The 26,860-nt window shown below is 57.7% G+C and carries 21 protein-coding genes and 2 tRNA genes; 21 read left to right on the forward strand and 2 right to left on the reverse strand.

Annotated elements, in window-relative coordinates; all coding sequences use genetic code 11:
* Positions 1-116: 116 nt before the first annotated feature.
* The gene (recN, locus tag FVV99_RS02970; protein WP_148252524.1) at positions 117-1,790 is read right to left on the reverse strand and encodes a DNA repair protein RecN; all 1,674 of its coding nucleotides are present in this window, start codon (positions 1,788-1,790) and stop codon (positions 117-119) included.
* Between the two features lie 206 nt (positions 1,791-1,996).
* Between recN and grpE the strand changes: the two genes are divergently transcribed.
* The 10 genes from grpE (at position 1,997) to greA (ending at position 14,735) form a co-directional block, all read left to right on the forward strand.
* On the forward strand, positions 1,997-2,638 hold the full coding sequence (gene grpE / locus FVV99_RS02975) for a nucleotide exchange factor GrpE (RefSeq protein ID WP_148252525.1): 642 nt from the start codon (positions 1,997-1,999) through the stop codon (positions 2,636-2,638).
* 152 nt (positions 2,639-2,790) lie between these two features.
* Complete coding sequence (dnaK, locus tag FVV99_RS02980; RefSeq protein WP_148252526.1) at positions 2,791-4,722, forward strand: molecular chaperone DnaK; 1,932 nt, start codon at positions 2,791-2,793, stop codon at positions 4,720-4,722.
* A 90-nt stretch (positions 4,723-4,812) separates the two neighbouring features.
* Positions 4,813-5,946 (forward strand): molecular chaperone DnaJ, encoded by a 1,134-nt coding sequence (gene dnaJ / locus FVV99_RS02985; protein ID WP_148252527.1) that lies wholly within the window; start codon positions 4,813-4,815, stop codon positions 5,944-5,946.
* Between the two features lie 156 nt (positions 5,947-6,102).
* The gene (locus tag FVV99_RS02990) at positions 6,103-7,353 is read left to right on the forward strand and encodes an NAD(P)/FAD-dependent oxidoreductase (protein ID WP_148252528.1); all 1,251 of its coding nucleotides are present in this window, start codon (positions 6,103-6,105) and stop codon (positions 7,351-7,353) included.
* 87 nt (positions 7,354-7,440) lie between these two features.
* Complete coding sequence (locus tag FVV99_RS02995; RefSeq protein ID WP_148252529.1) at positions 7,441-7,722, forward strand: DUF2218 domain-containing protein; 282 nt, start codon at positions 7,441-7,443, stop codon at positions 7,720-7,722.
* Positions 7,723-7,763: 41 nt separating this feature from the next.
* Positions 7,764-8,675: a DMT family transporter gene (locus FVV99_RS03000; RefSeq protein ID WP_236645273.1), complete on the forward strand. Its 912-nt coding sequence runs from the start codon at positions 7,764-7,766 to the stop codon at positions 8,673-8,675.
* Between the two features lie 55 nt (positions 8,676-8,730).
* A complete protein-coding gene (dapB, locus tag FVV99_RS03005) occupies positions 8,731-9,546 on the forward strand; it encodes a 4-hydroxy-tetrahydrodipicolinate reductase (protein WP_148252530.1) in 816 nt (271 codons plus the stop codon).
* A 287-nt stretch (positions 9,547-9,833) separates the two neighbouring features.
* Positions 9,834-10,979, forward strand: a complete 1,146-nt coding sequence (carA, locus tag FVV99_RS03010; RefSeq protein WP_148252531.1) for a glutamine-hydrolyzing carbamoyl-phosphate synthase small subunit — start codon at positions 9,834-9,836, stop codon at positions 10,977-10,979.
* Between the two features lie 52 nt (positions 10,980-11,031).
* Positions 11,032-14,262, forward strand: coding sequence for a carbamoyl-phosphate synthase large subunit (gene carB / locus FVV99_RS03015; RefSeq protein WP_148252532.1), 3,231 nt, complete (start codon positions 11,032-11,034; stop codon positions 14,260-14,262).
* Entirely contained in the window at positions 14,259-14,735 is a 477-nt protein-coding gene (gene greA, locus FVV99_RS03020; protein ID WP_148252533.1) for a transcription elongation factor GreA, read from the forward strand. The genes carB and greA overlap by 4 nt, the downstream gene beginning before the upstream one ends.
* Positions 14,736-14,816: 81 nt before the next feature.
* Here the strand turns inward: greA and FVV99_RS03025 are convergent, their stop codons facing one another.
* A complete protein-coding gene (locus FVV99_RS03025) occupies positions 14,817-15,143 on the reverse strand; it encodes a YhbY family RNA-binding protein (RefSeq protein ID WP_148252534.1) in 327 nt (108 codons plus the stop codon).
* Positions 15,144-15,282: 139 nt separating this feature from the next.
* On the opposite strand from FVV99_RS03025, the gene rlmE reads away from it, so the two are divergent.
* The 11 genes from rlmE to infB all read left to right on the forward strand — a co-directional run bounded on the left by rlmE (position 15,283) and on the right by infB (position 26,860).
* On the forward strand, positions 15,283-15,957 hold the full coding sequence (gene rlmE / locus FVV99_RS03030) for a 23S rRNA (uridine(2552)-2'-O)-methyltransferase RlmE (protein WP_148252535.1): 675 nt from the start codon (positions 15,283-15,285) through the stop codon (positions 15,955-15,957).
* A gap of 189 nt (positions 15,958-16,146) precedes the next feature.
* Positions 16,147-18,126, forward strand: a complete 1,980-nt coding sequence (ftsH, locus tag FVV99_RS03035) for an ATP-dependent zinc metalloprotease FtsH (RefSeq protein ID WP_148252536.1) — start codon at positions 16,147-16,149, stop codon at positions 18,124-18,126.
* A gap of 157 nt (positions 18,127-18,283) precedes the next feature.
* Positions 18,284-19,147, forward strand: a complete 864-nt coding sequence (gene folP, locus FVV99_RS03040; RefSeq protein WP_456236711.1) for a dihydropteroate synthase — start codon at positions 18,284-18,286, stop codon at positions 19,145-19,147.
* Positions 19,144-20,490, forward strand: coding sequence for a phosphoglucosamine mutase (glmM, locus tag FVV99_RS03045; RefSeq protein ID WP_148252537.1), 1,347 nt, complete (start codon positions 19,144-19,146; stop codon positions 20,488-20,490). The genes folP and glmM overlap by 4 nt, the downstream gene beginning before the upstream one ends.
* Before the next feature lie 104 nt (positions 20,491-20,594).
* The gene (gene tpiA, locus FVV99_RS03050; RefSeq protein WP_148252538.1) at positions 20,595-21,347 is read left to right on the forward strand and encodes a triose-phosphate isomerase; all 753 of its coding nucleotides are present in this window, start codon (positions 20,595-20,597) and stop codon (positions 21,345-21,347) included.
* Positions 21,348-21,351: 4 nt separating this feature from the next.
* Entirely contained in the window at positions 21,352-21,711 is a 360-nt protein-coding gene (gene secG / locus FVV99_RS03055; RefSeq protein ID WP_148252539.1) for a preprotein translocase subunit SecG, read from the forward strand.
* A gap of 41 nt (positions 21,712-21,752) precedes the next feature.
* Positions 21,753-21,839, forward strand: a tRNA-Leu gene (locus FVV99_RS03060).
* 96 nt (positions 21,840-21,935) lie between these two features.
* Positions 21,936-22,012, forward strand: a tRNA-Met gene (locus FVV99_RS03065).
* 200 nt (positions 22,013-22,212) lie between these two features.
* On the forward strand, positions 22,213-22,671 hold the full coding sequence (rimP, locus tag FVV99_RS03070) for a ribosome maturation factor RimP (RefSeq protein ID WP_148252540.1): 459 nt from the start codon (positions 22,213-22,215) through the stop codon (positions 22,669-22,671).
* Positions 22,672-22,711: 40 nt separating this feature from the next.
* Positions 22,712-24,205: a transcription termination factor NusA gene (gene nusA / locus FVV99_RS03075; RefSeq protein ID WP_148252541.1), complete on the forward strand. Its 1,494-nt coding sequence runs from the start codon at positions 22,712-22,714 to the stop codon at positions 24,203-24,205.
* A 27-nt stretch (positions 24,206-24,232) separates the two neighbouring features.
* Positions 24,233-26,860 (forward strand): translation initiation factor IF-2, encoded by a 2,628-nt coding sequence (gene infB, locus FVV99_RS03080; RefSeq protein WP_148252542.1) that lies wholly within the window; start codon positions 24,233-24,235, stop codon positions 26,858-26,860.

A 26,860-nucleotide genomic window follows, 5' to 3' on the forward strand; every position in this document is an offset into this window, starting at 1 on the left:
CGTGGCGTCGCGGATAGGTAGGCCAGCGGCATGAGTCACCATGTCTTTACGCCGATACCCAGCCCATGGATATCGGCGTTTTGACGTGCGTATTCGATAAAGTGCTGCGTTAGTGGTCAGTGATGCTCATGCTGACTGGCTTCCAGCATTTCTCGTGCATGGGCGAGTGTGCGGTCGGATAGCTTGACGCCCCCCAGCATGCGGGCGAGTTCGCGAACTCGGCCAGCCGGGTCGAGGTGAGCCATTTGAGTTTGGGTCGTGTCTTGCTCGGCCTGTTTTTCGATATGCAGATGATGATGCGCTTGTGCAGCGACTTGCGGGAGGTGGGTCACGGTCATGACTTGTCCGTGTTGGCCGAGTCGCTTCAGCAACTGGCCGACGATCTCGGCCGTCGCACCAGAGACACCGACATCGACTTCATCGAATACCATGGTAGGGGTCGTCGAATGATTGGCGGCTACGACCTGAATGGCAAGACTGATACGGGAGAGCTCGCCTCCCGAGGCGACTTTGCTCAAGGGACGTGCCGGTTGGCCGGGATTGGCGCTGATCAGGAAGCGGACACGATCCAGGCCGTCCGGGCCTGGCGTGTCGCGAGCCTCTATGTCCACTTCGAATGATGCCTTGCCCATGGCCAGGAAGGCGAGTTGTCCCTGGACTTCCTGGCCGAATTGAACGGCTGCCTGGCGGCGCTGTTCGCTGATGCGTCTTGCCTGATCGCGCCACTGATCGCGTAGTGTTTCCACTTCGGCTGACAAGGTGTCCAGGTCGTGTTCACCATTTTCCAGCCCGTTCAGTTCTGCATGTAGTCGCTGATGCAAGTCCGTCAGTTCCTCGGGGAGGATCTGATGCTTGCGGGCGATGCGATGGACTTCTCCCAGGCGCTCTTCCACCCAGGCCAGACGCTCTGGATCCAATTCCGTTGCACCGATGAAACGGTGCAGCTCGCGCGTGGCTTCTTCGATCTGGATGCGAGCCTCGCCAAGCATCGTCAGAGCATCGGCCAGCGCACCACGATCACTGCCCGGTAATGGGGAGACTCGATTGACAGCTTGGTGCAACAAGGCCAATGCGCCACTGTCATCGCTGTCACAGTAGTCGGTGGCGACCTGCGCTTCGCGCAGGGATTCCTCGGCATGGGCGAGTGTTTCCTGCTCGCGTTCCAGCGTGTCGAGCTCGCCTTCTGATAAGGCCAGTTGATCGAGTTCCTCGACTTGATAGCGAAGCAATTGTCGACGTGCCTGAATTTCGTCACTGTCTTCCGAGAGGCGCTTGAGGCGTTGTCGGCGATCATGCCACTGGCGGTACAGGGCGTTGAGTGATGCCACGTCCTGGCGATGCCCTGCGAAATCGTCGACCAGGCGCAGATGTGTCTCGTCTCTCAGCAGGGCTTGATGGGCATGCTGACTGTGGATATCGATCAGGTGTTCACCCAGGGCCTTGAGATCGGTGATGGTGGCAGGTTGGCCGTTGATCCATGCCTTGGAGCGGCCGGAGGCAGTGACAACTCGCCGTAGTAGGCAGTCATCGCCGGGTAACTCGCGTTCGGCGAGCCAATCGCTGGCAGCGGGGAGTGAGCCGATGTCGAAACGCGCCGCAAGATCGGCACGGTCCGTACCGTGGCGAACGCTGCCGGCATCGGCTCTCTCACCCAGGCACAGCCCCAGTGCGCCAAGCAGAATGGACTTGCCGGCACCGGTTTCCCCGGTGATCGCCGTCATTCCATCCTGTAGCTCCAGGTCAAGGCTGTCGACGATGGCGTAATTACGGATGGCGAGCTGTACCAGCATGGCGATTGCCCTCCCTATAGCGGCCGATCAGGCCTTCTTATCACTAGGCCATGTTTGTTTATACAGTAGTTGTCGAGTGACGGCAATGTGCTCGGCGATCTTGTCTAATCTGACCGGCTTGAGATCGCAACAACCATCCCCATATAGGCAGCAACGTTCACCATTGAGCGACTAGCCCATTTGCGCATGCTTTTCAGGAGATCCACATGGCAAAAGAACCTCAGAGCCCGCTGGAAGACGAACTCGCGCGTGACGAGAGCGAAGCTGAGCCGCAGGCCACCGAGGGTGAGCCGGACGATGCTGCAGAGGCCGCCGATACGGTGTCGGAGGACGCTACCTCTGAGGCCGAAGCGTCGGCCGAACCTGCGACGGAAGAGGATCCCGATGTGCTGGCTGCCAAGGTGGAGGAGCTAGAGCAAAGTCTCGCCGAAGCCAAGGATCAGGCAATGCGTGCGGCTGCCGAGGCACAGAACGTGCGTCGCCGTGCCGAGCAGGAAACCGAGAAGGCACGCAAGTTCGCCTTGGAAAAATTCGTGAAGGAACTGTTGCCTGTCGTCGATAGTCTGGAAAAAGCGCTCGAGAGCATGGAGGACGGCGCTAGCGAGGCGCATCGTGAGGGTGTGTCGATGACACTCAAACTCCAGCTCGATGTGCTCGCCAAGTTCGGTGTCGAAGAGGTGGAGCCTGAAGGCCAACCATTCGATCCTCAATATCACGAGGCCATGACCATGGTGCCCAATCCGGAACTTGAGCCCAATACCGTAATGGAGGTCATACAGAAAGGGTATCTGCTCAACGGACGGTTGGTTCGTCCGGCCATGGTGGTAGTCAGCCAGGCGACCGAATAATACAGGGTCGGCTGTATCGATGCCGATGCGCCGGATTGCAAATAAAGGCGGGGTGCGGGCTTGAAATGACCGGTAAGACCCCCACATAGACGACAACTACGTGGTGAATGCCACGCAAACTGGATCAAAGCAACGAATTTCGAGGAATATCTATGGGACGCATCATCGGAATTGACCTGGGGACAACCAACTCCTGTGTCGCGGTTCTTGACGGTGACAATCCGAAAGTCATCGAAAACGCCGAAGGTGGCCGCACCACTCCGTCCATCATCGCTTACACCGATGATGGTGAGATCCTGGTGGGGCAAGCTGCCAAGCGGCAAGCTGTCACCAACGCCGAGAACACGCTGTATGCCATCAAGCGCCTGATCGGTCGTCGCTTCAACGACGATGTGGTGCAAAAAGATATCAAGATGGTGCCGTACAAGATTACCGAGGCCGATAATGGTGACGCCTGGGTAGAAGTCAAAGACAAGAAGTTGGCGCCACCGCAGGTCAGCGCCGAAGTACTGAAGAAGATGAAGAAGACCGCCGAAGACTATCTCGGCGAAGAAGTGACCGAAGCGGTCATCACTGTGCCGGCTTACTTCAATGATTCCCAGCGTCAGGCCACCAAGGATGCCGGCCGTATCGCCGGGCTCGAGGTCAAGCGCATCATCAACGAGCCGACCGCGGCTGCGTTGGCTTACGGCATGGACAAGTCTCGCGGCGACAAGACCCTCGCGGTTTATGATCTGGGTGGTGGTACCTTCGATATTTCCATCATCGAGGTGGCGGATGTCGACGGCGAGACTCAGTTCGAGGTCTTGGCGACCAACGGCGATACCTTCCTGGGTGGTGAAGACTTCGACATGCAACTGATCAACTATCTGGTCGATCAGTTCAAGTCCGATAGCGGGATCGACCTGTCTGGTGACAATCTGGCCATGCAGCGTCTCAAGGAAGCTGCCGAGAAGGCCAAGATCGAGCTGTCCAGCGCGCAGCAGACTGATGTCAACCTGCCGTATATCACGGCCGATAACACTGGGCCGAAGCACCTCAACGTCAAGGTGACTCGTGCCAAGCTGGAATCGCTGGTCGAGGATTTGGTCCAGCGCTCGCTGGGACCGTGCAAGACCGCACTGGCCGACGCCGGACTGTCCAACTCCGAGATCGACGATGTGATCCTGGTCGGTGGCCAGACGCGTATGCCGATGGTGCAATCCAAGGTTGCCGAGTTCTTCGGCAAGGATGCCCGCAAGGACGTCAATCCGGACGAAGCCGTGGCCGTGGGTGCGGCGATTCAAGGTGGCGTGCTCGGTGGTAACGTCAAGGACGTGCTGTTGCTCGACGTGACTCCGTTGACGCTTGGTATCGAGACGCTGGGCGGCGTGATGACTCCGCTGATCGAGAAGAACACGACCATCCCGACCAAGAAGACTCAGACCTTCTCGACCGCGGATGACAACCAGACGGCCGTGACCATTCACGTGCTACAGGGTGAGCGCAAGCAGTCCGGACAGAACAAGTCGTTGGGTCGCTTCGACCTGGCTGACATTCCGCCGGCGCCGCGTGGCGTGCCGCAGATCGAAGTCGCCTTCGATCTCGATGCCAACGGCATCCTCAACGTGTCTGCCAAGGACAAGGCGACCGGCAAGGAGCAGTCGATCGTCATCAAGGCGTCCAGCGGCTTGTCGGAAGAAGAAATCGAACAGATGGTCCAGGATGCCGAAGCGCATGCCGACGAGGACAAGAAGTTCGAGGAACTCGTGCAATTGCGTAACCAGGCCGACGGTATGGTCCACGCTGCACGCAAGACACTCGATGAGGCTGGCGACAAGGCTACCGAAGAAGAGAAACAGGCGATCGAGACCGCGATCTCCGAATTGGAAGAAGCGTCCAAGGGGGACGATCAGGAGGCCATCCAGAGCAAGCTGGATGCCTTGACCGAGGCCTCTGGCAACTTGGCTCAAAAGATGTACGCCGAGCAAGCCGAAGGCGCACAGGCGGAAGATACCGAGTCAGGCGAGGCTGGCACCAAGACGGAAGACGACGTGGTCGATGCCGAGTACGAAGAAGTCAACGACGATCAGAAGAAGCAGTAACCACGACGTCCAGGCCAAGGATGACGGCAGCGCGGGAGACGACTCCCGCGTTGGCGTTTCCGCGGCAGGCAAACGGAGGCACATGGACCCATGTCCAAACGTGACTACTACGAGGTATTGGGCGTCGAGCGCGGGGCCGATCAGAAGGAGATCAAGAAGGCCTATCGTCGCCTCGCCCAGAAGTACCATCCAGATCGCAATCCAGACGATAGCAGTGCGGCGGAGAAGTTCCGCGAGGTCTCCGAAGCCTATGAAGTGCTGACCGACGACGAGAAACGCGCTGCCTATGACCAGTTCGGCCACGCCGGCGTCGATGGCGAGGCTGGCGGCGGCGGTTTCGGTGGCGCTGGCGCTGGCGGTTTCAGCGACATTTTCGGCGATGTGTTCGGCGATATATTTGGTGGTGGCGGGCGCCGCAACCCCAACGCACCACAGCGTGGGTCGGATCTGCGCTATAATCTGGAACTCGATCTTGAAGATGCCGTGGCAGGCACCAGTGTGGACATTCGCGTACCTCGTCACGTGGAATGCGAGCGTTGTGACGGCGGTGGTGCCGAGCCAGGGTCGACCAAGGATACTTGCCCAACCTGTGGCGGCCACGGCCAGGTTCGTATGCAGCAGGGCTTCTTCGCTGTACAACAGACGTGCCCGACCTGTCATGGCAGTGGTCAGCATATCAAGGTGCCCTGTCATGAATGTCATGGTGACGGGCGAGTGCGCGAGACCCGTACCCTGTCGGTGAAGATCCCGGCGGGTGTCGATACCGGCGACCGCATTCGTCTCAATGGCGAAGGTGAGATGGGCGTCAACGGCGGCCCACCCGGCGATCTGTATGTTCAGGCTGCGATCAAGCCGCATCCGATCTTTCAGCGGGAAGGTCGCCACCTGCAGTGTGATGTTCCGATCAACTTCGTCGATGCCGCCTTGGGCGGGGAGCTGGAAGTGCCAACACTGGATGGCCGGGTTAAGCTCAAGATTCCGCCGGAAACCCAGACCGGCAAGCTGTTCCGCCTCAAGGGTAAGGGCGTCAAGCCGGTCCGTGGTGGTGCGCCTGGCGACTTGTTGTGCAAAGTGGTGGTAGAGACCCCGGTCAAGCTCAATGAGAATCAGAAGGAACTGCTGCGCAAGTTTCAGGAGAGCCTCGGCGAGAACAATAGCCACTCACCCAAGAAGAGCAACTTCTTCGACGGTGTGAAAAAGTTCTTCGAGGATATGAAACCGTAACCGGCGCATCCGCTGCGATGCCCTTGACGATTCTCTAGGCCCTCGTCGCCCAACGGTGATGAGGGCTTTTGTCATCTTGGGCGTGCCGCTCTTGGCTTTGCCAAGCTGGTGGCTCATCGGCGATGATAGCCGTATGAGCCTTCAAGGATGCTTGGCATGACTCACGATACGATTGTCTTGGGTGCCGGCATGGTCGGTACCTCGGTCGCTTTTCACTTGGCTTGCCGTGGACGTTCGGTCGCTCTGGTGGACCGGCAGGCGCCAGGGCAAGCGACGTCTTTTGGCAATGCCGGAATCATCCAGCGTGAAGCTGTCCAACCGCATCCGTTTCCCAGAGATGTTGCTACTCTGTTGCGAGTGTTGCCCAATCGGCGCATCGACATTCGCTATCGTCCCAAAGGCATGGCTGAATCGGCCGGCCCTCTTTGGCAGTACTGGCGACATTCGGCACCCGAACGCTATGCTGCCATCGTGGCTGAATATGCGACCTTGATTCGCCACTGCACTCAGGAACATCAGGTCATGATCGATGCGGCACAGGCCGAGTCATTGGTGAGCAAGGCGGGCTGGCTGGAAGGGTTCCGTTCCCAGCCCATACTTGACGAAGTCCTCGCCAATGCACGCACGCTGGAGCAACGCTTCGGCGTGACCCACGACCTGCTGGATCATCGCGCGCTCAAGGCGGCTGAGCCTGATTTGTCGGATGAATTGATCGGTGCTATCCAGTGGACCAATGCCTGGACGGTGAATGACCCTGGTGCGCTAGTGCAGGCATATGCTCGTGCCTTCGTCGAGCAAGGCGGTATCTTCGAGCGCATGGAGGTACAACGTCTTGATCCGACAACCCATGGTTGGCGCCTGAATACCGATTCCGGCGCCCTGGAAGCGCAGGATATCGTGGTGGCCGCGGGCCCCTGGTCATTGCAATGGCTCACACCGTTAGGCTATCGCCTGCCGATGTTCCCCAAGCGTGGCTATCATATGCATTACTCTCTGGCTGACGATGCATGCCTCAATCACTGGCTGATGGACTTCGAATCCGGTTATCTGCTGGCGCCGATGCGTTCAGGCATTCGCCTGACAACCGGGGCTGAGTTGACAACGCTTGATGGTCCTTCAAGAGGGGGGCAGCTGGCCGCAGCTGAGAGAGTGGCCCGGCAACTCCTGCCGCTTTCAGAACGCCTGGATGATGAGCCATGGCAGGGCAATCGTCCCTGTATGCCGGACATGAAACCGGTGATTGGCCCGGCGCCAGGACACGATGGATTATGGTTCGCGTTCGGTCACGGCCATCAAGGCTTCACGCTAGGGCCGGTGACGGGGCGCATTCTGGGAGAAATGATGACGGGGGAGCCGCCGCTGGTGGATGTGACCCCGTTTCGTCCCGAACGTTTCACCGTCTCGTGAACGCCAGATTTCGTGCCTTGGAGACTGGCGTTCGCGAGGGCAACCATCATACGCTAGGCGTCTCGTTGATAGATACTGGAGGCTGTCATGCCGATTTCCCGAGCCGATATCGTGACCGAATCCGGCACGGAATTGATGAATCGCCTTTGTAAGCACTGGGCTCACAAGCTTCATGTCGAGCAAGATGAAGGGCACGCGAGAGTCGCATTCGATGAAGGCTCATGCCTGATGCAAGCGCAAAATGACAAGCTGGTCGTCGCGCTCGAGGCGTTGGACGATGCAAGCTTGGATCGTCTTGAACAAGTGGTCGATGAACACTTGGCGCGTATGGCGGGAGAAGAAAAGCTGGATATCGTCTGGGAAAACTAAAGGGTGCAGCGGTCTCTTACAATGTCGGAGACCTGTCTGACATGAACTGGCGGAGAGTATTGCAGGCCCATCTCGGCATGTTGCTCTGGTCGCTGTTGGTCGGTCTATCCTTTCCGGTTGTCGGTTGGATCAGCGACCCGTTACCCCCCTTGCTGTTGACCTCATTGCGGTTTTTCATTGCATCGCTGGCATTGGGTGTTCTAGTCAGACCGTCGTTCCGTGAATGGCCGGGTCGGCTATCCTTGGGGCTGTACGCCATGATGGGCCTATGTCTGGCCGGGTTTTTCGGTGCCATGTTCTGGGCAGCGCATCACGCAACGGCGGTATCCATGTCGACGCTGTTCGTGAGCGTGCCGCTCCTGGCCTTTCTTCTGGGATGTCTGGCGGGTGTAGAGCGCCTTGCCTGGCGCTTGCCCTCCATTCTTGTGTTGGGAGCCATGGGCGCGCTCGGACTGGCGTGGGCGGAAGCCCGTCAGGGGCAAGATGAAGGGTGGCACTTCGGTATTGGTGAAGCGGTGTTTTTCCTGGGATGTGTTTCGTCGGCGCTTTACCCAGTGCTGAGCAAGTGGGGGTTGTCGCGTGGCTTGCTGTCAACATCGGCGGCGGTCCGAACCTTCTGGAGTCTGCTGATCGGGGCTCTATTGATCGGTTTGGCAGGATTGGGAATCGAGTCATCGGCCGCGCTTGCCCGGATGACATGGTTTGATGGCCTGATACTGGTATATCTGGGGCTCTGTTCCAGTGCCTTGACATTCTGGCTGCAGCAGCGAGCGACGGCGGTACTGACACCGGGTGCAGTGACCGCCTACAGTTATCTTGTGCCCTTCGTGTCGATGCTGTTGCTGTTCGTTCGTTCGCCGACCCATATCGATTGGGAGTGGTTACCGGGCGGTTTACTTGTGCTGACGGCTATGCTGTTGCTGCTACGCAATGGTGTCGAGAGTCCCCGTTGAGTGGTCTACCTTTGTTATACTGCGTTGATATCGAAATGCTTGATCAGGAGATTGCATGACCCGTATTGCCATCGTGGGTGTTGCCGGCCGTATGGGCCGAGTGCTGGCTACCGCTGTGCATCAGGACGCTGATGCAGTACTGGCGGGAGGCACGGTGAGACCGGAAAGCTCACTGGTCGGCACGGATATCGGAGAGTTGACGGGGCTGGGCAAACTGGGTGTGATGGCGACGGATTCCCTGGAGCGAGTCGTCGATGACATCGATGCCGTCATCGACTTCACGACGCCATCCGCGACCCTGGCCAATCTGGCTTTTTGTGCCAGTCATGGCAAACGTCTCGTGATCGGCACGACAGGTTTGGACGATGAGCAGCTCGCCACACTCGACAGCTATTGTGATCGAGTGCCAATGGTGTTTGCCCCGAACATGAGTGTCGGGGTGAACTTGACGCTAAACTTGCTTCAGACAGCGGCCGCCGCCCTGGGTGACGAGGGGTACGACATTGAAGTGGTGGAAGCGCACCATCGCCACAAGGTGGACTCGCCTTCAGGCACAGCCCTGAAAATGGGAGAAACGGTCGCCCAGGCATTGGGGCGGACTCTCAAGGAGCATGGCGTTTTCGAGCGGGTCGGTCAGTGCGGGCCGCGTCGTGACGATGAAATCGGCTTTGCTACGGTACGTGCTGGCGATATCGTCGGTGAGCATACGGTCATGTTCGCAACCGAAGGGGAGCGTATCGAGATCACGCACAAGGCATCGAGTCGCATGACGTTTGCCAAGGGGGCAGTGCGAGCAGCGCGCTGGTTGTCTGCACAGCCTGCTGGGCGTTATGACATGCAGGATGTGTTGGGGCTGAACGCCGAGTCTTGAGATGGCTCTGGCCAAGAATTCGAAAATCCTGTAGTATTCCAAAAATTTTGGCCGGGCGCAGGGTGTAGCAGCCGTGTGAGCGCTTGTTGAGTCGGGCCACCAGCATGCCGAGCGAATGACAACAAGCGGGATGAAACCGGTCTTTGATATCGGCTTTCGTCCCGCTTTTTTACGGCCCTCGGCCCAGTCCTTGGTTGGCTTCGCCGTCATCACCAGACTTTAATGAGTCCGTTCTTGAGGCTGTGGCTTTCGTTGGCAGTCTCGAGCCAGCATGGGAGGAAGTTGCGTTGAACAAACCCGCGATACTGGCCTTGGAAGATGGCAGTGTGTTTCAGGGCACCGCCATTGGCGCTGATGGGCAAACCTGCGGTGAGGTGGTATTCAATACGGCCATGACCGGCTATCAGGAAATCTTGACCGATCCCTCCTATACCCGACAGATCGTGACACTGACCTACCCTCATATCGGGAATACCGGCGTCAACCGCGAGGATGTCGAGTCCGGAGCCATCGCTGCCGCCGGGTTAGTCATACGGGATCTGCCACTGTTGGTCAGCAACTTCCGCTCCGAGCAGTCGCTTTCCGATTATCTGAAGAGCCAGAACGTACTGGGCATCGCTGATATCGATACCCGTCGCCTGACGCGCCTGTTGCGCGAAAAGGGGGCGCAGAACGGTGCTATCCTCGCGGGGTCTGAAGCCGCAGGCGATGACGCCGCAACGCGTGCCTGCGAGGTGGCCAGGGCATTCCCGGGGCTCAAAGGAATGGATCTTGCTCAGGTCGCGTCGTGTCAGTCTCCCTATGAGTGGCATGAGGGCGAGTGGACGCTGGGATCGGGGTACGCCGACATGAGTTCCGTCGAGCGACCTTTTCACGTAGTCGCCTACGATTACGGAGTCAAGCATAACATCCTTCGCATTCTAGCCTCGCGCGGTTGCCAGTTGACCGTCGTGCCGGCCCGTACGCCAGCGTCGGAGGTGCTCTCCATGCAGCCCGATGGTGTCTTCCTGGCCAACGGTCCCGGCGATCCTGAACCCTGCGATTATGCCATCAAGGCCATTCAGGAGATTCTCGCCACTGACGTTCCGGTATTCGGTATCTGCCTTGGCCATCAACTCCTGGCGCTGGCCAGCGGTGCGAATACCGTAAAGATGAAGCATGGCCACCATGGCGCGAACCATCCGGTGCAGGATATCGACACCGGGCAGGTGCTGATCACTAGCCAGAACCATGGCTTCGCTGCCGATGAGACGACATTGCCAGCCAATCTGCGCGCCACACACCGGTCGCTGTTCGATGGGACGCTACAAGGTGTCGAACGCACCGATCGTCCGGCTTTCAGCTTTCAGGGCCACCCCGAAGCGAGTCCGGGACCGCACGATGTTGCGCCACTATTCGATCGCTTTGTCGGGATGATGAAAGCACGCCGTTGAGCACGCCATAGTCAGAACGTTCTTTTCACCGATCCTAGCTGCGGGAACCGTCATGCCCAAGCGTACCGACATCAAAAGCATCCTGATCATCGGCGCCGGTCCGATCGTCATCGGACAGGCCTGTGAATTCGATTACTCTGGCGCCCAGGCTTGCAAAGCCTTACGTGAAGAGGGCTACCGGGTGATCCTGGTCAACTCCAACCCCGCGACCATCATGACCGACCCCGTGATGGCCGATGCCACCTATATCGAGCCGATCACCTGGGAGGCAGTCGAGAAGATCATCGCCAAGGAGCGCCCCGATGCCTTGCTGCCTACCATGGGCGGTCAGACAGCCCTGAACTGTGCTCTGGAACTCGAGAAGCACGGGGTGCTGGATCAGTACGGCGTCGAAATGATCGGTGCCAATGCCGACACCATCGACAAGGCCGAGAATCGTCATCGCTTTGATGATGCGATGCGCAACATCGGTCTCGAATGTCCCAAGGCGACGTTCGCCCGGAGCATGGAAGAAGCCTGGGAAGTCCAGGCCGATCTCGGTTTCCCGGTCATCATTCGTCCGTCATTCACGATGGGGGGCTCCGGTGGTGGTGTGGCTTACAACAAGGAAGAGTTCGAGGAAATATGTACTCGTGGGTTGGAGCTTTCACCGACCAATGAGCTTCTCATTGACGAGTCGTTGCTGGGCTGGAAAGAGTATGAAATGGAGGTCGTGCGCGACAAGCACGATAACTGCATCATCGTTTGTGCGATCGAGAACTTCGACCCCATGGGCGTGCATACCGGTGATTCGATCACCGTAGCGCCATCGCAGACGCTGACCGACAAGGAGTATCAGCGGATGCGTGATGCGTCTCTCGCGGTACTGCGCGAGATCGGTGTCGAGACCGGGGGGTCGAATGTGCAATTCGGCGTCGATCCGAATACCGGTCGCATGGTAGTCATCGAGATGAACCCGCGTGTATCCCGGTCGTCGGCTCTGGCGTCCAAGGCCACCGGGTTTCCCATTGCCAAGGTGGCTGCCAAGCTGGCGGTGGGCTATACACTCGATGAGCTTTCCAACGAGATCACGGGGGGAGCGACGCCAGCGTCGTTCGAGCCATCGATCGATTATGTCGTTACCAAGATTCCGCGTTTCACCTTCGAAAAGTTCCCTCAGTCCAATGATCGTTTGACCACGCAGATGAAGTCGGTCGGCGAGGTAATGGCCATCGGCCGTACCTTTCAGGAATCGCTGCAAAAGGCGTTGCGTGGTTTGGAAACCGGTAATGATGGCCTGGATCCCAAGGTCACTCGCTTTACCGACGAAGTCATGGCGGAAATCAAAGGGGAACTGCAAACACCGGGAGCCGAGCGGATATTTTATATAGCCGATGCTATGCGAGCCGGCATGAGTGTCGATGAGATCTTTGCCCTGACCAATGTCGATCGCTGGTATCTGGTGCAACTTGAAGATCTCATACGCGTGGAAGCCGAAGTGAGTGAGCATTCACTTTCTGAATTTTCGGCGCGTGAGATGTTACTGCTCAAGCGGAAGGGGTTTTCCGATGCCCGCCTGGCCGGTCTGCTGGGTGTCTCCGAGAAGGAATTCCGCAAGACGCGTCAGAAACTGAATATTCGGCCGGTCTATAAGCGTGTCGATACCTGTGCCGCTGAATTTGCTTCCAGCACGGCCTATATGTATTCCACCTATGAGGAGGAGTGCGAAGCCGAGGTCAGCGACCGAAAGAAAATCATGGTGCTGGGCGGTGGACCCAATCGCATCGGGCAAGGCATTGAATTCGACTATTGCTGTGTGCATGCGTCGCTTGCCATGCGTGACGATGGTTACGAAACCATCATGGTCAACTGTAACCCGGAAACGGTATCGACTGACTACGATACCTCTGATCGGCTGTATTTTGAGCCCGTGACGCTGGAAGATGTGCTCGAGATTGCCGACAAGGAGCAGCCCTGCGGTGTGATCGTGCAGTTTGGTGGGCAGACGCCGCTCAAGTTGGCACGAGAACTCGAAGCGGCAGGTGTGCCGATCATCGGTACGACACCGGATGCCATCGATCGTGCCGAGGATCGCGAGCGCTTCCAGCAAATGATCGACAAGCTGCGTCTCAAGCAGCCGCCCAATGCGACGGCACGCAGCTTCGAAGAGGCCTTTTCCAAAGCCGAAGCGATCGGCTATCCGTTGGTGGTAAGACCCTCCTATGTTCTTGGCGGTCGAGCCATGGAGATCGTTTATACGGCCTCCGAGCTGGAAGGCTACATGACGCATGCCGTCAAGGTGTCCAATGATAGCCCGGTGCTGCTGGATCACTTTCTGAATGCGGCGATAGAGGTCGATATCGATGCCGTCTCCGACGGTCAGCAGGTCGTCATCGGCGGTATCATGCAGCATATCGAGCAGGCTGGCGTGCACTCAGGTGATTCCGCTTGCGCATTGCCACCCTATTCGCTGCCTCCGGAAGTTCAGGACCGCATGCGTGAGCAGGTCAAGCGCATGGCCGTCGAGCTCAATGTCGTCGGGCTCATGAATGTTCAGCTGGCCTGGCAGGATGGTGAAATCTACGTGATCGAGGTGAATCCTCGTGCATCACGAACGGTCCCCTTCGTGTCGAAGTGCATTGGCAAATCACTGGCACAGGTGGCCGCACGCTGCATGGCCGGTACGACATTGGCCGAGCAAGGGTTCGAAAAAGAACTGCTGCCCGGCTATTACAGCGTCAAGGAAGCCGTCTTCCCGTTCAACAAGTTCCCGGGCGTTGACCCCATTCTGTCACCGGAGATGAAGTCGACTGGCGAGGTCATGGGGAGTGGCTCCACCTTTGCGGAAGCCTTCTATAAGGCACAGTTGGGGGCAGGAGAGGCCATCCCCAATCTTGACGGCGACCGCAAGGCCTTCCTTTCGGTACGTGACCCGGACAAGTCGGGCATTATCGAGGTGGCACAATCTCTGCTAGGATTAGGATTCACTCTATGTGCTACTCGCGGTACCGCCCACGCCCTGGAGGCTGCCGGGCTACCCGTCGAGGCTGTTAATAAGGTCTACGAAGGGCGTCCGCATATCGTCGATTTGCTCAAGAACGACGAGGTGGCCTATATCGTTAACACTACCGAGGGTCGCCAGGCGATCAGCGACTCGTCGGTGATCCGTCGTACTGCCTTGGCGCGCAAGGTGCCTTATGCCACAACGCTGGCGGGCGCCCGCGCTGTGTGTATGGCGTTGGAATATGGCAAGGAGATTTCCGTGCGGCGGCTACAAGAACTGCATGCAGGAGCAAGTCAATGAACAAGGTGCCGATGACCGTCGCAGGCGAGGCGCGCCTGCGTGAGGAGCTGGAACAGCTCAAGGGCGTCGAACGGCCCCAGGTGATCAATGCGATTGCCGAAGCGCGTGAGCACGGCGACCTCAAGGAGAATGCCGAATACCATGCCGCGCGTGAGCAGCAGGGATTCATCGAGGGGCGCATTCAGGAAATCGAAGGCAAGCTCGCTAGCGCCCAGGTCATTGATGTGACCAAACTACCAAAGACCGGCAAGGTGATCTTCGGCGTCACGGTCGAGCTGGTCAACCTGGATACCGATGAAGAGGTGAGTTATCGAATCGTGGGTGAGGACGAAGCTGATATCAAGTCCGGCATGATCTCGGTGACGTCACCCATTGCCCGTGCCCTGATTGGCAAGGAAGAGGGTGACGTGGTCGTGGTCAAGACCCCAGGTGGTGAGGTCGAATACGAGATCGGCAGTATCGAGCATCTCTGAACGATGCCCTGAAAAAGCCCGCGACGATCATGTTGCGGGCTTTTTGCGAAGTCGTCGTGCGTTTGCTCGTTGTCCGGCGTTCTAGCGCCGCCCGTGATGGTTCTCGAAGCGCTGGATATTCGACAGCTTGGGGTCGGCCTGCGGGTTGGCGCGATAGAGCAGCGCCACCTTCCCGATGGTCTGAACCGCCTCGGCACCGCTGTCGGCGAGAAGTTGTTCCAGCATAGCGGCGCGTCCCTCGCGGTCGGGAAGTGCAAGCTTGACCTTTATCAACTCATGGTCATTGAGCGCACGTTCGAGCTCGTTCTGCAAGCCTTCGGAGATACCGTGCTCGGAGACCGCGACGATAGGGTGCAGATGATGGCCGATGCGGCGTAGTGCTTTCTTTTGTTGCTGTGACAAGCTCATGGTATTGTAACGGTTCCTATATTGCCCGAGGCGCCATGGTAAGGCGAAAGCTGCCATAGCGAAAGGCGTGTCGTCGGCTTCTTCCTACCCACGGTATTCGGTTGTCGGTGATTGGACATTTCAGCATTCAGGGGGGGGTGTGACACGTTCATCCCATTCCAGTAAGTCATCTAAGCACGGTGGGAGTGGTAAGCGTCGTGCCGGCTGGCTCAAGGAGCATTTCGATGACCCCTATGTGCAGCGCAGCTGGCAGGATGGTTATCGCAGTCGAGCCAGTTACAAGCTGCTTGAGGTCGATGCCAAGGACACGCTGTTCCGACCGGGGATGACCGTCATCGACCTGGGAGCGGCACCGGGAGGCTGGAGCCAGATTGCCGCTGAGCGTGTAGGGGACACCGGATGTGTCGTGGCGTCGGATATTCTGGAGATCGATCCAGTCCCGGGAGTCACCTTCATCCAGGGGGACTTTACCGAGGATGAGGTGCTCGATGCGATTCTGGATTCTCTCGAGAATCGTCCGGTAGACCTTGTGATATCGGATATGGCCCCCAATATGAGTGGTATGGCGGCAATCGATCAACCGCAGGCCATGTACCTTTGCGAGTTGACGTTGGCGCTGGCACAGCAGGTGTTGTCACCGGGTGGCGGCTTGCTTGTCAAGGTCTTCCAGGGGGAAGGTTTCGACGATTATCTGAAGACGTTGCGTCTGGGGTTCGATAGAGTGGTTACACGCAAGCCGCAGGCATCACGCGACAGGTCGAAAGAAGTGTATCTGCTGGCTGAGCGATTCCGGGGCGAGTCCCCTCTGAGTTGACTGGTAGCAGTAAATGAGGCATTCGGGTTGTTGAGAGGGATAGCTACGAACTAACGTATCGATAGACAGACAGTGGACAGTGGGTATGTCACCCTGATACGTCCAAACGAATGGTGGAACGCTGCCAGGTTGGGTAATGTCAAACACCATGAAAGCTGGCAGAGCGATTTTGGCAATGAGGGTACTCCCTTGAACGATATGGCGAAAAACCTGATCCTGTGGTTGGTCATCGCGGCAGTTCTGCTGACGGTGTTCAACAACTTCAGTGTGGACAACTCTCCACAGGCGATGAACTATTCACAGTTCGTCGAGCAGGTACAGGACAATCAGATCCGCAGTGTCACCATCGATGGTTACACGGTAACGGGTGAGCGCACTGATGGGTCGCAGTTCCAGACTATCCGTCCCGCAGCAGAAGATCCCAAGCTGATGGATGACTTGCTCGCCAACGACGTGACCGTGGTTGGTAAGGAGCCCGAGCAGCAGAGCTTGTGGACACGCTTGCTGATCGCCAGCTTCCCGATCCTTATCATTCTGGCGATCTTCATGTTCTTCATGCGTCAGATGCAAGGTGGTGCCAGTGGCAAAGGCGGCCCGATGAGTTTCGGCAAATCCAAGGCCAAACTGTTGAGTCACGATCAGGTCAAGACGACCTTTTCCGATGTCGCTGGTTGTGACGAGGCCAAGGAGGAAGTCGAGGAACTGGTCGACTTCCTGCGTGATCCGACCAAGTTCCAGCGCCTGGGGGGTACCATTCCCCGTGGTGTGTTGATGGTCGGGCCTCCAGGGACGGGGAAGACCCTACTGGCGAAATCCATCGCCGGTGAGGCGAAAGTGCCGTTCTTCTCGATTTCCGGTTCCGATTTCGTCGAGATGTTTGTCGGTGTCGGTGCTTCGCGGGTGCGCGACATGTTCGAGCAAGCCAAGAAGCAGGCGCCCTGCATCATTTTCATCGATGAGATTGACGCTGTGGGACGTTCGCGTGGCGCCGGCATGGGTGGTGGCAATGACGAGCGTGAACAGACGCTGAATCAACTGTTGGTTGAAATGGATGGCTTTGAAGCCAATGAAGGCGTCATCGTTATCGCAGCCACTAACCGTCCTGATGTGTTGGACCCTGCGTTGCTGCGACCTGGCCGCTTCGACCGTCAGGTTACTGTGCCGTTGCCCGATATTCGCGGGCGTGAACATATCCTGGGCGTGCATTTGCGCAAAGTCCCGCTCGGCGACGATGTCAAACCACAGTTCATCGCTCGTGGTACGCCCGGTTTCTCAGGTGCCGATCTGGCTAACCTGGTCAATGAGGCTGCGTTATTTGCTGCACGCCGTAACAAGCGCCTGGTAAGCATGGATGAGCTGGAGCTCGCCAAGGATAAGATCATGATGGGCGCCGAGCGCCGTTCGATGGTCATGACCGAGAAAGATAAGCTCAATACCGCTTACCATGAGTCCGGGCATGCGATCATCGGTCTGGTGATGCCCGAGCATGACCCAGTCTACAAGGTGAGCATCATTCCTCGTGGCCGCGCCCTTGGTGTGACGATGTTCTTGCCGGAAGAGGATCGTTACAGCTTGTCGCGGCAACAGATCATCAGCCAGATCTGCTCACTGTTTGGCGGTCGTATTGCCGAGGAGATGACGCTAGGGCCCAATGGTGTGACGACGGGAGCCTCCAACGATATCAAGCGTGCCACTGAGTTGGCTCACAATATGGTTGCCAAATGGGGGTTATCCGACGAGATGGGGCCGGTCATGTATGATGAGGATGAATCCCATCAATTCCTGGGTGGCCCTGGTCAGGGCAATAAGCTCAAGTCCGGTGAAACGACGACCCGCCTTGATAAAGAAGTGCGCCGTATCATCGATGAATGCTATGCCCAGGCTCGTCAGATCCTGGAGGATAACCGCGACAAACTGGATGCGATGGCCGAGGCGCTGGTTCAGTACGAAACCATCGATGCCGACCAACTCAAGGATATCATGGATGGCCGCAAGCCGCGTCCTCCCCAGGATTGGCATGGTGATGATTCGGATGGTGGTTCGCCGGTCACTGGTAAACCTGCCGTTGAGCCCGAAGAGCCTCAATCCGATAACGGTGATGAGGCAGAGGACGATGAGGGACCGCGGCGGCGACCTTCGGATCCGCTAGGTGGGCCTGCTGGCCATTGATGGTAGCTGCCGTCGGTAACTGCTGATGGCAAGATGTAACAGGGCGCCTTTCTCGGCGCCCTGTTACGTATAATGCTGAGATGTCACATGCTGGTGTTGCCGACAGTGAGTCTCCAAGCCGATGTTTATCGCAAGCTAGTGGTAGGATAGGAGGGGCATGAACGTAGAGTCGCCTATGGATATGCTGCATTGTGGTCGGCATAGATTGGATATTTCCTTCCCACGGGTCATGGGCGTTCTCAATGTAACGCCGGACTCGTTTTCCGATGGTGGGCGCCATATTGCCGTGGATGACGCGTTACGTCATGCCGAGGGCATGCTGGCACAGGGGGCTGCCATGGTCGACGTAGGGGGGGAGTCGACGCGGCCGGGAGCGTCTCCTGTCACGCCTCAACAGGAACTCGATCGTGTCGCGCCGGTCATTGAAGTGCTGGTCAGAGAACTCGATGCGCTAGTTTCAGTGGATACCAGTGCCCCTGAAGTGATGACGGAAGCTGCGGCGCTAGGAGCAGGGATGCTCAATGACGTTCGTGCGTTGCGTCGCGAAGGCGCTTTGCAGGCCGCAGCACGGAGTGGCCTGCCGGTGTGCATCATGCACATGGTGGGGGAACCAGGGGATATGCAGGATTCTCCCTACTATGATGAAGACATAGAAGACGCTGTCAGTCGCTTCCTGGCCGAGCGGATCGAGGCTTGTGAAGCCGTCGGTCTGCAGCGGGATCGATTGATCCTGGATCCAGGGTTCGGCTTTGGCAAGACGGTGGAACATAACTTGCGTCTGCTCAACAGGATGGATGCCCTGCAAAGCCTGGGCCTCCCCTTGCTGGCCGGCATGTCACGCAAGAGCATGATCGGCAAGGTGCTGGAACGTCCAGTAGAAGAGCGTTTGCCAGGCGGTTTGGCGTTGGCCACGCTTGCCGTAGAACGAGGAGCTCGCCTCTTGCGCGTTCACGATGTCGGCCCCACCGTGGATGCTGCCAATATGACTTGGGCTGTGCTACAGGAAGGCTTGGAGCCATGACAAGACGTTATTTCGGAACGGACGGCATTCGCGGCACCGTGGGACAGTATCCGATCACTGCGGATTTCATGCTCAAGTTGGGCTGGGCGATGGGACGTGTTCTTTCCCGGGAGGGACGGGCCAAGGTCTTGATTGGCAAGGATACGCGGATTTCCGGTTACATGTTCGAATCGGCGTTGGAGGCCGGTCTGTCGGCTGCCGGTGTGGATGTCTCCTTGCTTGGACCGATGCCGACTCCGGGGATCGCCTATTTGACGCGTACCTTTCGTGCCGATGCGGGCATCGTGATCTCGGCATCCCACAATCCTCATGGTGACAATGGCATCAAGTTCTTTTCTGCCGAGGGGACCAAACTGCCGGATGAGATCGAGGATCGTATCGAACACGAACTCGATAAACCGTTGGAAACGGTGGCTGCGGATCAATTGGGCAAGGCGGTACGTATTGACGATGCTGCCGGGCGCTATATCGAATTCTGCAAGTCGACGATTCCGGATCGTGTCAATTTATACGGTTTGAAAGTCGTGCTCGATTGTGCACATGGTGCCACTTACCATATTGCTCCCAATGTATTCCGGGAGTTGGGTGCTGACGTCAGCCTGGTCGGCGCCAATCCGGATGGTCTCAACATCAATCAGGCCGTTGGATCGACTCATCCTGCGGCGCTGCGAGCTGCCGTGATTTCTGCTGGCGCCGATCTGGGAGTCGCCTTCGACGGCGATGGTGACCGGGTATTGCTCGTGGATGCCGATGGGCGCGAGATAGATGGCGACGATATTCTGTTCTTGATAGCCCGGGACCGTCATACGCGCGGTGAATTGGGTGGCGGTGTCGTCGGGACGCTGATGTCCAATTTTGGCCTTGCGGCTGCATTGGCGTCGATGGATGTTCCGTTCGAACGTGCCAAGGTCGGTGATCGTTATGTCATGGAGCGCATGCAGGCTAATGGCTGGCACCTGGGCGGTGAGTCTTCCGGGCATATTGTCTGTGGTCATGTACAGACAACGGGAGATGGTATCGTCTCTGCATTGCAGGTTCTGTCAGTCATGATGCGAGAGGGCGTGCCATTGGCTCAGTTACTGAATGGATTCGAGAAAGCGCCTCAGGCATTGGTCAATGTCCGCCTTGCACCACAGACCAATCGAGCGTCATTGCTGGAAAGCAACGAGCTCAAGGCCTCGCTGACCGCTCTTGAGAAAGAGCTGGGCGATGAAGGGCGCGTCCTGCTTCGTCCTTCCGGGACAGAGCCATTGATTCGTATCATGGTCGAAGGCCGCCCTCATCTTGATGTCGAGGGGCTGGCAAGACGACTAGCCAGCGATGTGGAATCGTTGTTGACATAGCAGGGCTGCGAGCGGAGTACGCTGGCTGACTGTTGCGATGCTGTTGTTGTCATGATAGGGCGGCTCCGATACCATTTCGCTCCACTTGGATAAGGGGATCCCTCATGCGCAAGCCGTTGATCGCCGGTAACTGGAAAATGAATGGGTCATTGTCGCTGATCGATCGCTTCGGCGAGGCATGTTCCGAGACGGACTTGCCTTTAAACGTAGAGGTCGCGCTGATGGTCCCCGCGCCCTATCTGGACGCTGCCCGGCGAGCCTTTGCCGATACTCCGATGGCTTGGGGGGGGCAAACGCTTCATGACCAGGCTGCTGGCGCTTTCACGGGAGAAGTAAGCGGCCCGATGCTGGCTGAGTTCGAGGCGCGTTACGTGCTCGTGGGGCACTCCGAGCGACGTGCCCTGTTCCAGGAGGACGACGCGGCCGTGCTGGCGCGGGTGGTTGCCGCCGTGGATGTCGGCCTGGTGCCTATTGTCTGTGTAGGCGAGACTCTGGAAGAGCGCGATGCGGGGGATACGGAGTCGGTAGTCTTGGGGCAGGTTGATGCCGTTCTGGCGGGTCTGGAAGCACGCGCGCGGGAACGGTTGGTAGTGGCTTACGAACCCGTCTGGGCGATCGGGACTGGAAAGACGGCGACCCCCGAACAGGCACAAGCGGTACATGCCTCGATCCGGAGTCACGTCAACAAGACCTACTCTGAAGCGCTGGCCGAAGGCCTTCGCTTACTGTACGGCGGCAGCATGAAGGCTGCCAATGCCACCGAGCTGCTCACGCAGCCGGATATCGACGGCGGCCTGATAGGGGGAGCTTCACTCCAGGTCGACGATTTTCTAGCCATTTGTCAGTCAGCAGGTTAATTGCATGCAAGTTGCCGTTCTTATGATTCATGTGGCGATTGCTATCGCCTTGGTCGTGATGATCTTGTTACAACAGGGCAAAGGGGCCGAAGCCGGGGCCGCGTTTGGCGGTGGTGCATCTCAAACTGTCTTTGGGTCTCGCGGTAGCGGGAGTTTTCTTGCCAAGGTGACCGCACTTCTGGCAGCGGCGTTTTTCGTAACGTCGCTGACGCTAGCCTATTTCGCCTCTCAGGCTGGTGAAGTCCAGGTGGAAGGCATTCCTGACGCGGAAGTCATCGAGGAGCGCAATGCCGCGCCAGAGGTTGACGAAAGCGCAAGTGAAGAGGATAATGCCGCGCCAGTGCTGGAAGATAGCAGCAATTGACAGCGCGTAGTCGTGTTGTCGGTCCAGTGCGGATAGTCGATGCCGAAGTGGTGGAATTGGTAGACACGCTATCTTGAGGGGGTAGTGACCTTACGGTCGTGCGGGTTCAAGTCCCGCCTTCGGCACCATCGAAAGTGATTTTGCTGGAGTCACTTCGAATCCAAGATTGGTATCAGCCAAACTTGACATATCAGGCGATGTTTTGTAAACTCGCCGACCTGTGATGCGGGGTGGAGCAGTCTGGTAGCTCGTCGGGCTCATAACCCGAAGGTCATCGGTTCGAATCCGGTCCCCGCTACCATTTTGGCGAGTCTTGGCCAACTTGGTGTGAAAGGTTTCTTGTAAAGAGCCCCTTCCAGCCGAAGGGGCTTTTTGTTAGCAGCTCATCTGTTGGCGGTACTCCTGTTGGCAGGCTGTGCTGAGATCACGCCAATCAGCCACCTAGCTTCCTTTCATCTCCTGGCCAGGTGCCTGACGCAACGGCTGTGGGAGTTTTTGTCTGTGGCAATCAAGGATACGGCGCTAACCACACTTATAGAGCCAGTGGTAACGGCGATGGGCTTCGAACTCTGGGGAGTCATGCGCTTTCAGGGCAAGTATCCCCGTGTGGTGATCTATATTGATGGCGCTGACGGTGTATCAGTGGACGATTGCGCTGATGTTAGCCGCCAAGTCAGCGCTATGCTTGATGTCGAGGACCCGGTGGCTGGTGAGTATCGTCTTGAAGTGTCGTCGCCGGGAATGGATCGGCCGTTGTTCACTCTCGAGCAGTTTGCTCGTTACGAAGGGCATGTGGCGGCTCTCAAGCTGCGCACGCCTTTTGACGGTAGACGCAAATTTCAGGGCCTTCTGGCCGGTGTCGAGGGCGATGAAGTGCTGCTGCAGCTCGACGGCGAGGAGTATTGTTTTCCCATCGAATCCATCGATCAGGCGCGGGTAGTTCCCCAGTTTGACGACTGACTTCGTTATGTAAGGACGGCTTTTCTGGCGAGGCAATGGCATGAGCAAAGAAATACTGATGGTCGTGGACGCGATCTCGAATGAAAAGGGCGTGCCCCGCGACGTGATTTTCGAGGCGGTGGAATCCGCCTTGGCCAGTGCGTCCCGCAAGCGTTTCAACAATGAAGAAGCAGCGGTTCGCGTGAAGATCGATCGCCAGACTGGCGACTACGAGACATTCCGTTACTGGACAGTGGTTGACGATGACGAGTTCGAGACACCGGACTACGAGATCAAGCAGTCCATCGCCGAGCAACGGGATCCGCCTTTGGCATTGGGTGATGTCGTCGAAGAGCGTATCGAGAATGCTGTCTTCGGCCGAATTGCCGCCCAGACTGCAAAGCAGGTGATCGTGCAGAAAGTGCGCGACGCGGAGCGTGCCGAGGTCGTGCGTCAGTACATGGACCGTGAAGGAGAATTGGTTGCCGGGATCGTCAAGAAGACGACCCGCGATGGGCTCGTCATTGATTTGGGCGAGAACGCGGAGGCGTTCCTGCCACGCGGTGAAATGATTCCCGGTGAGCGTTACCGGATGAACGAACGCGTGCGCGCCTTGCTGGTCAAGGTCGATGCGGATGCACGAGGGTCGCAATTGATCCTGTCGCGTATCAGTCCTCAATTGATCATTGAATTGTTCAAGATCGAAGTACCGGAAATTGCCGAACAGCTCATCGAGATCAAGGGCGCCTCACGGGATCCGGGATCGCGCGCTAAAATTGCCGTCAAGACCAATGATCGCCGCATTGATCCTGTGGGGGCCTGTGTCGGTATGCGTGGGTCACGAGTTCAAGCCGTTTCCACTGAACTGCAAAATGAACGTGTCGATATCGTCCTTTGGGATGACAACCCGGCTCAGTTGGTGATCAACGCCATGGCTCCGGCGGATGTAGCCTCGATTCTCGTGGATGAGGATAACCACTCGATGGATGTCGCCGTTGGCGAAGACAATCTGGCTCAGGCTATTGGGCGCAATGGTCAGAACGTGCGGCTGGCTTCGGAGTTGACGGGGTGGAAGCTCAACGTGATGACCGAAGATGAAGCCGAAGGCAAGCGTGAGCAAGAGATCGACAGCTTGGTCGAGCATTTTATCAATCATCTCGAGGTCGACGAATCACTGGCACGAGTGTTGGTCGAAGAAGGGTTCACATCGCTTGAAGAAGTGGCTTACGTACCGCTTGAAGAGATGCTTGAAATCGAAGAGTTCGACGAAGATCTCGTCGAAGAATTGCGTGCGCGCGCCAAAGATGAACTTCTCAATCTCGCGATCGCCTCCGAGGAAGCCCTGGATGGTGCTCAACCGGCAGATGACCTCCTTGACATGGACGGAATGGAGCGCCACCTGGCCTTCATCCTGGCCAGTCGCGGCATCGTTACCATGGAGGACCTTGCCGAACAGTCCGTTGATGATCTCAAGGATATTGACGGTATGGATGAAGAGCGCGCCGCAGCACTGATCATGACTGCCCGTGCGCCCTGGTTCGAGAGCGAACAGTAAACTGGTCACGGGCTCAGGAGGGTCGTAATGTCAGAAATGACCGTTAAAGATTTTGCAGTCAAGGTGGGGCGTGAAGTGCCCCGCCTACTCGAGCAGATGAAAGAAGCCGGACTTCCGCATACGTCCGAGGGTGATGCCGTGTCCGAAGAGGACAAGCAGCGCTTGCTGGATTACCTGACTAAAAGTCATGGTGGCGGTAGCGGATCGCGTAACCGAATCACGTTGACACGCAAGACCAAGAGCCGTATCCGCTCTGGTGACCGCGGCAAGACTATCGAAGTCCAGGTCCGCAAGAAGCGAACTTATGTGAAGCGTGGCGAGGAAGAGCAGGAGGCGGAACAGGCCGCGGCGCATTCCCAGCCGGAAGAGGCCGGACCGCGTCAATTGGTGGGTGACATGGCGGATTCGCAGCAGCAAGCAGCTGCTGCGGCACTGGAACAGCAGGAAGCCGCTCAAGCCCAGGAAACGGAGCAAGCGACAGAAGAGACAGCCGCAGACGCGGGTGCCTCGACTGAGTCGGCAGAACCCGTTGCTGAAACACCACAGCCACAAGCTGACTCGCAGCCCGGCGAGACGAATGAGCCGGCGGTGTCGGAGGGTGCGGATACCATTCCGGCTGAACCTGAGATTCCCGTGCCTGAACTCGAGGAAACCAGTGAGCCGCAGGAAACCGTCAATGCGCCTCCCAAGGAGCCACGCGGCGATACACGACGTGCCGCCCCCAAGAAAGCATCCGGCAAGAAAGGTCGGCATGGCCGTAGCGACGATGAGGATCGCAGTGATCGTGAAGAACGTCGTCGCGGGGGCAAAAAGGCCAAGCGTGCCGAGCGCCGCGGAAGCCGGCGTGGTGGTCGCGATGGGGGTGGTGGCAAGCATGGCTTCCAGAAGCCGACTCAGCCGATCGTCCGTGAAGTGTCTATCCCCGAGTCGATCAGTGTTGCCGACTTGGCCGACAAGATGTCGATCAAGGCCAACGAAGTCATCAAGACGATGTTCACCATGGGTGCCGCGGTGACCATCAACCAGACGATTGACCAGGAAACGGCAGTCATCGTCGTCGAGGAAATGGGGCACAAACCCAAGCTGGTCAAAGATGATGCTCTGGAAGAGGAAGTGCTGGAAGGTATCTCCTATGAAGGTGAGGAGATCACTCGTGCACCGGTCGTGACGGTCATGGGGCACGTCGACCATGGTAAGACGTCGCTGCTCGACTATATTCGTCGCACCAAGGTGGCGACAGGCGAAGCTGGTGGTATCACTCAGCATATCGGGGCCTATCACGTCGAACACGACAATGGCGATGTCACGTTCCTGGATACGCCCGGCCATGCTGCTTTCACGGCAATGCGTGCCCGCGGTGCCAAAGCGACGGACGTCGTCATTCTGGTGGTGGCAGCTGACGATGGTGTCATGCCACAGACGATCGAGGCGATCGATCACTCCAAAGCGGCGGAAGTCCCGATCGTGGTTGCCGTCAACAAGATGGACAAGGAGGGCGCCGACCCTGACCGTGTCAAGAACGAGTTGTCGCAGCATGGCGTTATCTCCGAGGAGTGGGGGGGCGATACCCAGTTCGTTTACGTCTCGGCTCAGACCGGTGATGGTATCGATGAGCTGCTGGAAGCCGTGTTGCTGGTTTCCGAAGTGTTGGAGCTCAAGGCCGTTCCCGAAGCCCCTGCCAAAGGGGTGGTAGTCGAGTCACGCCTTGATAAAGGTCGTGGTCCGGTAGCCACGGTTCTGGTACAGAATGGCACCTTGAAGAAAGGCGATATTGTGTTGGCCGGTCTTCACTATGGACGCGTCCGCGCTCTGTCCAATGAACTTGCTCAGCAGGTTGAGGAAGTTGGCCCTGCCATGCCGGTCGAGATTCAGGGACTGGATGGTACGCCGGATGCCGGTGACGACTTCATGGTCGTGGCCGATGAGCGAAAAGCGCGTGAAGTTGCCAACTTCCGTCAGGGTAAATATCGCGAGGTGCGCCTGGCTCGTCAGCAAAAGGCCAAGCTGGAAAATATGTTCAGCCAGATGGGCCAAGAAGAGGTGGCCAAGGTCAACATCGTGCTCAAGGCCGATGTACAAGGGTCACTGGAGGCGATCAGAAGCGCATTGGAAGACTTGTCGACCGATGAAGTCCAAGTCGCTGTCGTCTCTTCGGGTGTCGGCGGTATCACGGGCACCGATGCCAACTTGGCATTGGCAAGTGATGCCATCGTGGTCGGGTTTAACGTCCGGGCTGATGCTTCTGCCCGAGAAATCATCGAGCGCGAAGGATTGGATCTACGTTATTACAGCGTGATCTACAATCTCGTCGATGAAGTCAAGCAGGCCATGAGTGGCATGCTGGCGCCCGAATGGAAAGAAGATATCATTGGTGTGGCGGAAGTTCGTGATGTTTTCCGAGCGCCCAAGATCGGTGCCGTGGCAGGCTGCATGGTGCTGGAAGGTAATGTCTACCGCCACAAGAAGATTCGTGTCCTGCGTGAGAACGTTGTCATTTACGAAGGTGAACTCGAATCACTGCGTCGCTATAAGGACGATGTCAACGAGGTCCGCAACGGCATGGAATGTGGTATCGGGGTCAAGAACTACAATGACGTTCAGGTCGGCGACAAGATCGAAGTATTCGATCAGGTCAAGGTCGAACGTAGTCTTTAA

The organism is Aidingimonas lacisalsi, assembly GCF_008079445.1.
Taxonomy (GTDB): Bacteria; Pseudomonadota; Gammaproteobacteria; order Pseudomonadales; family Halomonadaceae; genus Aidingimonas; species Aidingimonas lacisalsi.

Bases quoted from the DNA above. Each gene is read 5' to 3' on its own strand.
- recN (WP_148252524.1), bottom strand. From the start codon at position 1,790: ATGCTGGTACAGCTCGCCATCCGTAATTACGCCATCGTCGACAGCCTT.
- grpE (WP_148252525.1), top strand. From the start codon at position 1,997: ATGGCAAAAGAACCTCAGAGCCCGCTGGAAGACGAACTCGCGCGTGAC.
- dnaK (WP_148252526.1), top strand. From the start codon at position 2,791: ATGGGACGCATCATCGGAATTGACCTGGGGACAACCAACTCCTGTGTC.
- dnaJ (WP_148252527.1), top strand. From the start codon at position 4,813: ATGTCCAAACGTGACTACTACGAGGTATTGGGCGTCGAGCGCGGGGCC.
- FVV99_RS02990 (WP_148252528.1), top strand. From the start codon at position 6,103: ATGACTCACGATACGATTGTCTTGGGTGCCGGCATGGTCGGTACCTCG.
- FVV99_RS02995 (WP_148252529.1), top strand. From the start codon at position 7,441: ATGCCGATTTCCCGAGCCGATATCGTGACCGAATCCGGCACGGAATTG.
- FVV99_RS03000 (WP_236645273.1), top strand. From the start codon at position 7,764: ATGAACTGGCGGAGAGTATTGCAGGCCCATCTCGGCATGTTGCTCTGG.
- dapB (WP_148252530.1), top strand. From the start codon at position 8,731: ATGACCCGTATTGCCATCGTGGGTGTTGCCGGCCGTATGGGCCGAGTG.
- carB (WP_148252532.1), top strand. From the start codon at position 11,032: ATGCCCAAGCGTACCGACATCAAAAGCATCCTGATCATCGGCGCCGGT.
- greA (WP_148252533.1), top strand. From the start codon at position 14,259: ATGAACAAGGTGCCGATGACCGTCGCAGGCGAGGCGCGCCTGCGTGAG.
- FVV99_RS03025 (WP_148252534.1), bottom strand. From the start codon at position 15,143: ATGAGCTTGTCACAGCAACAAAAGAAAGCACTACGCCGCATCGGCCAT.
- folP (WP_456236711.1), top strand. From the start codon at position 18,284: ATGAACGTAGAGTCGCCTATGGATATGCTGCATTGTGGTCGGCATAGA.
- glmM (WP_148252537.1), top strand. From the start codon at position 19,144: ATGACAAGACGTTATTTCGGAACGGACGGCATTCGCGGCACCGTGGGA.
- tpiA (WP_148252538.1), top strand. From the start codon at position 20,595: ATGCGCAAGCCGTTGATCGCCGGTAACTGGAAAATGAATGGGTCATTG.
- secG (WP_148252539.1), top strand. From the start codon at position 21,352: ATGCAAGTTGCCGTTCTTATGATTCATGTGGCGATTGCTATCGCCTTG.
- nusA (WP_148252541.1), top strand. From the start codon at position 22,712: ATGAGCAAAGAAATACTGATGGTCGTGGACGCGATCTCGAATGAAAAG.
- infB (WP_148252542.1), top strand. From the start codon at position 24,233: ATGTCAGAAATGACCGTTAAAGATTTTGCAGTCAAGGTGGGGCGTGAA.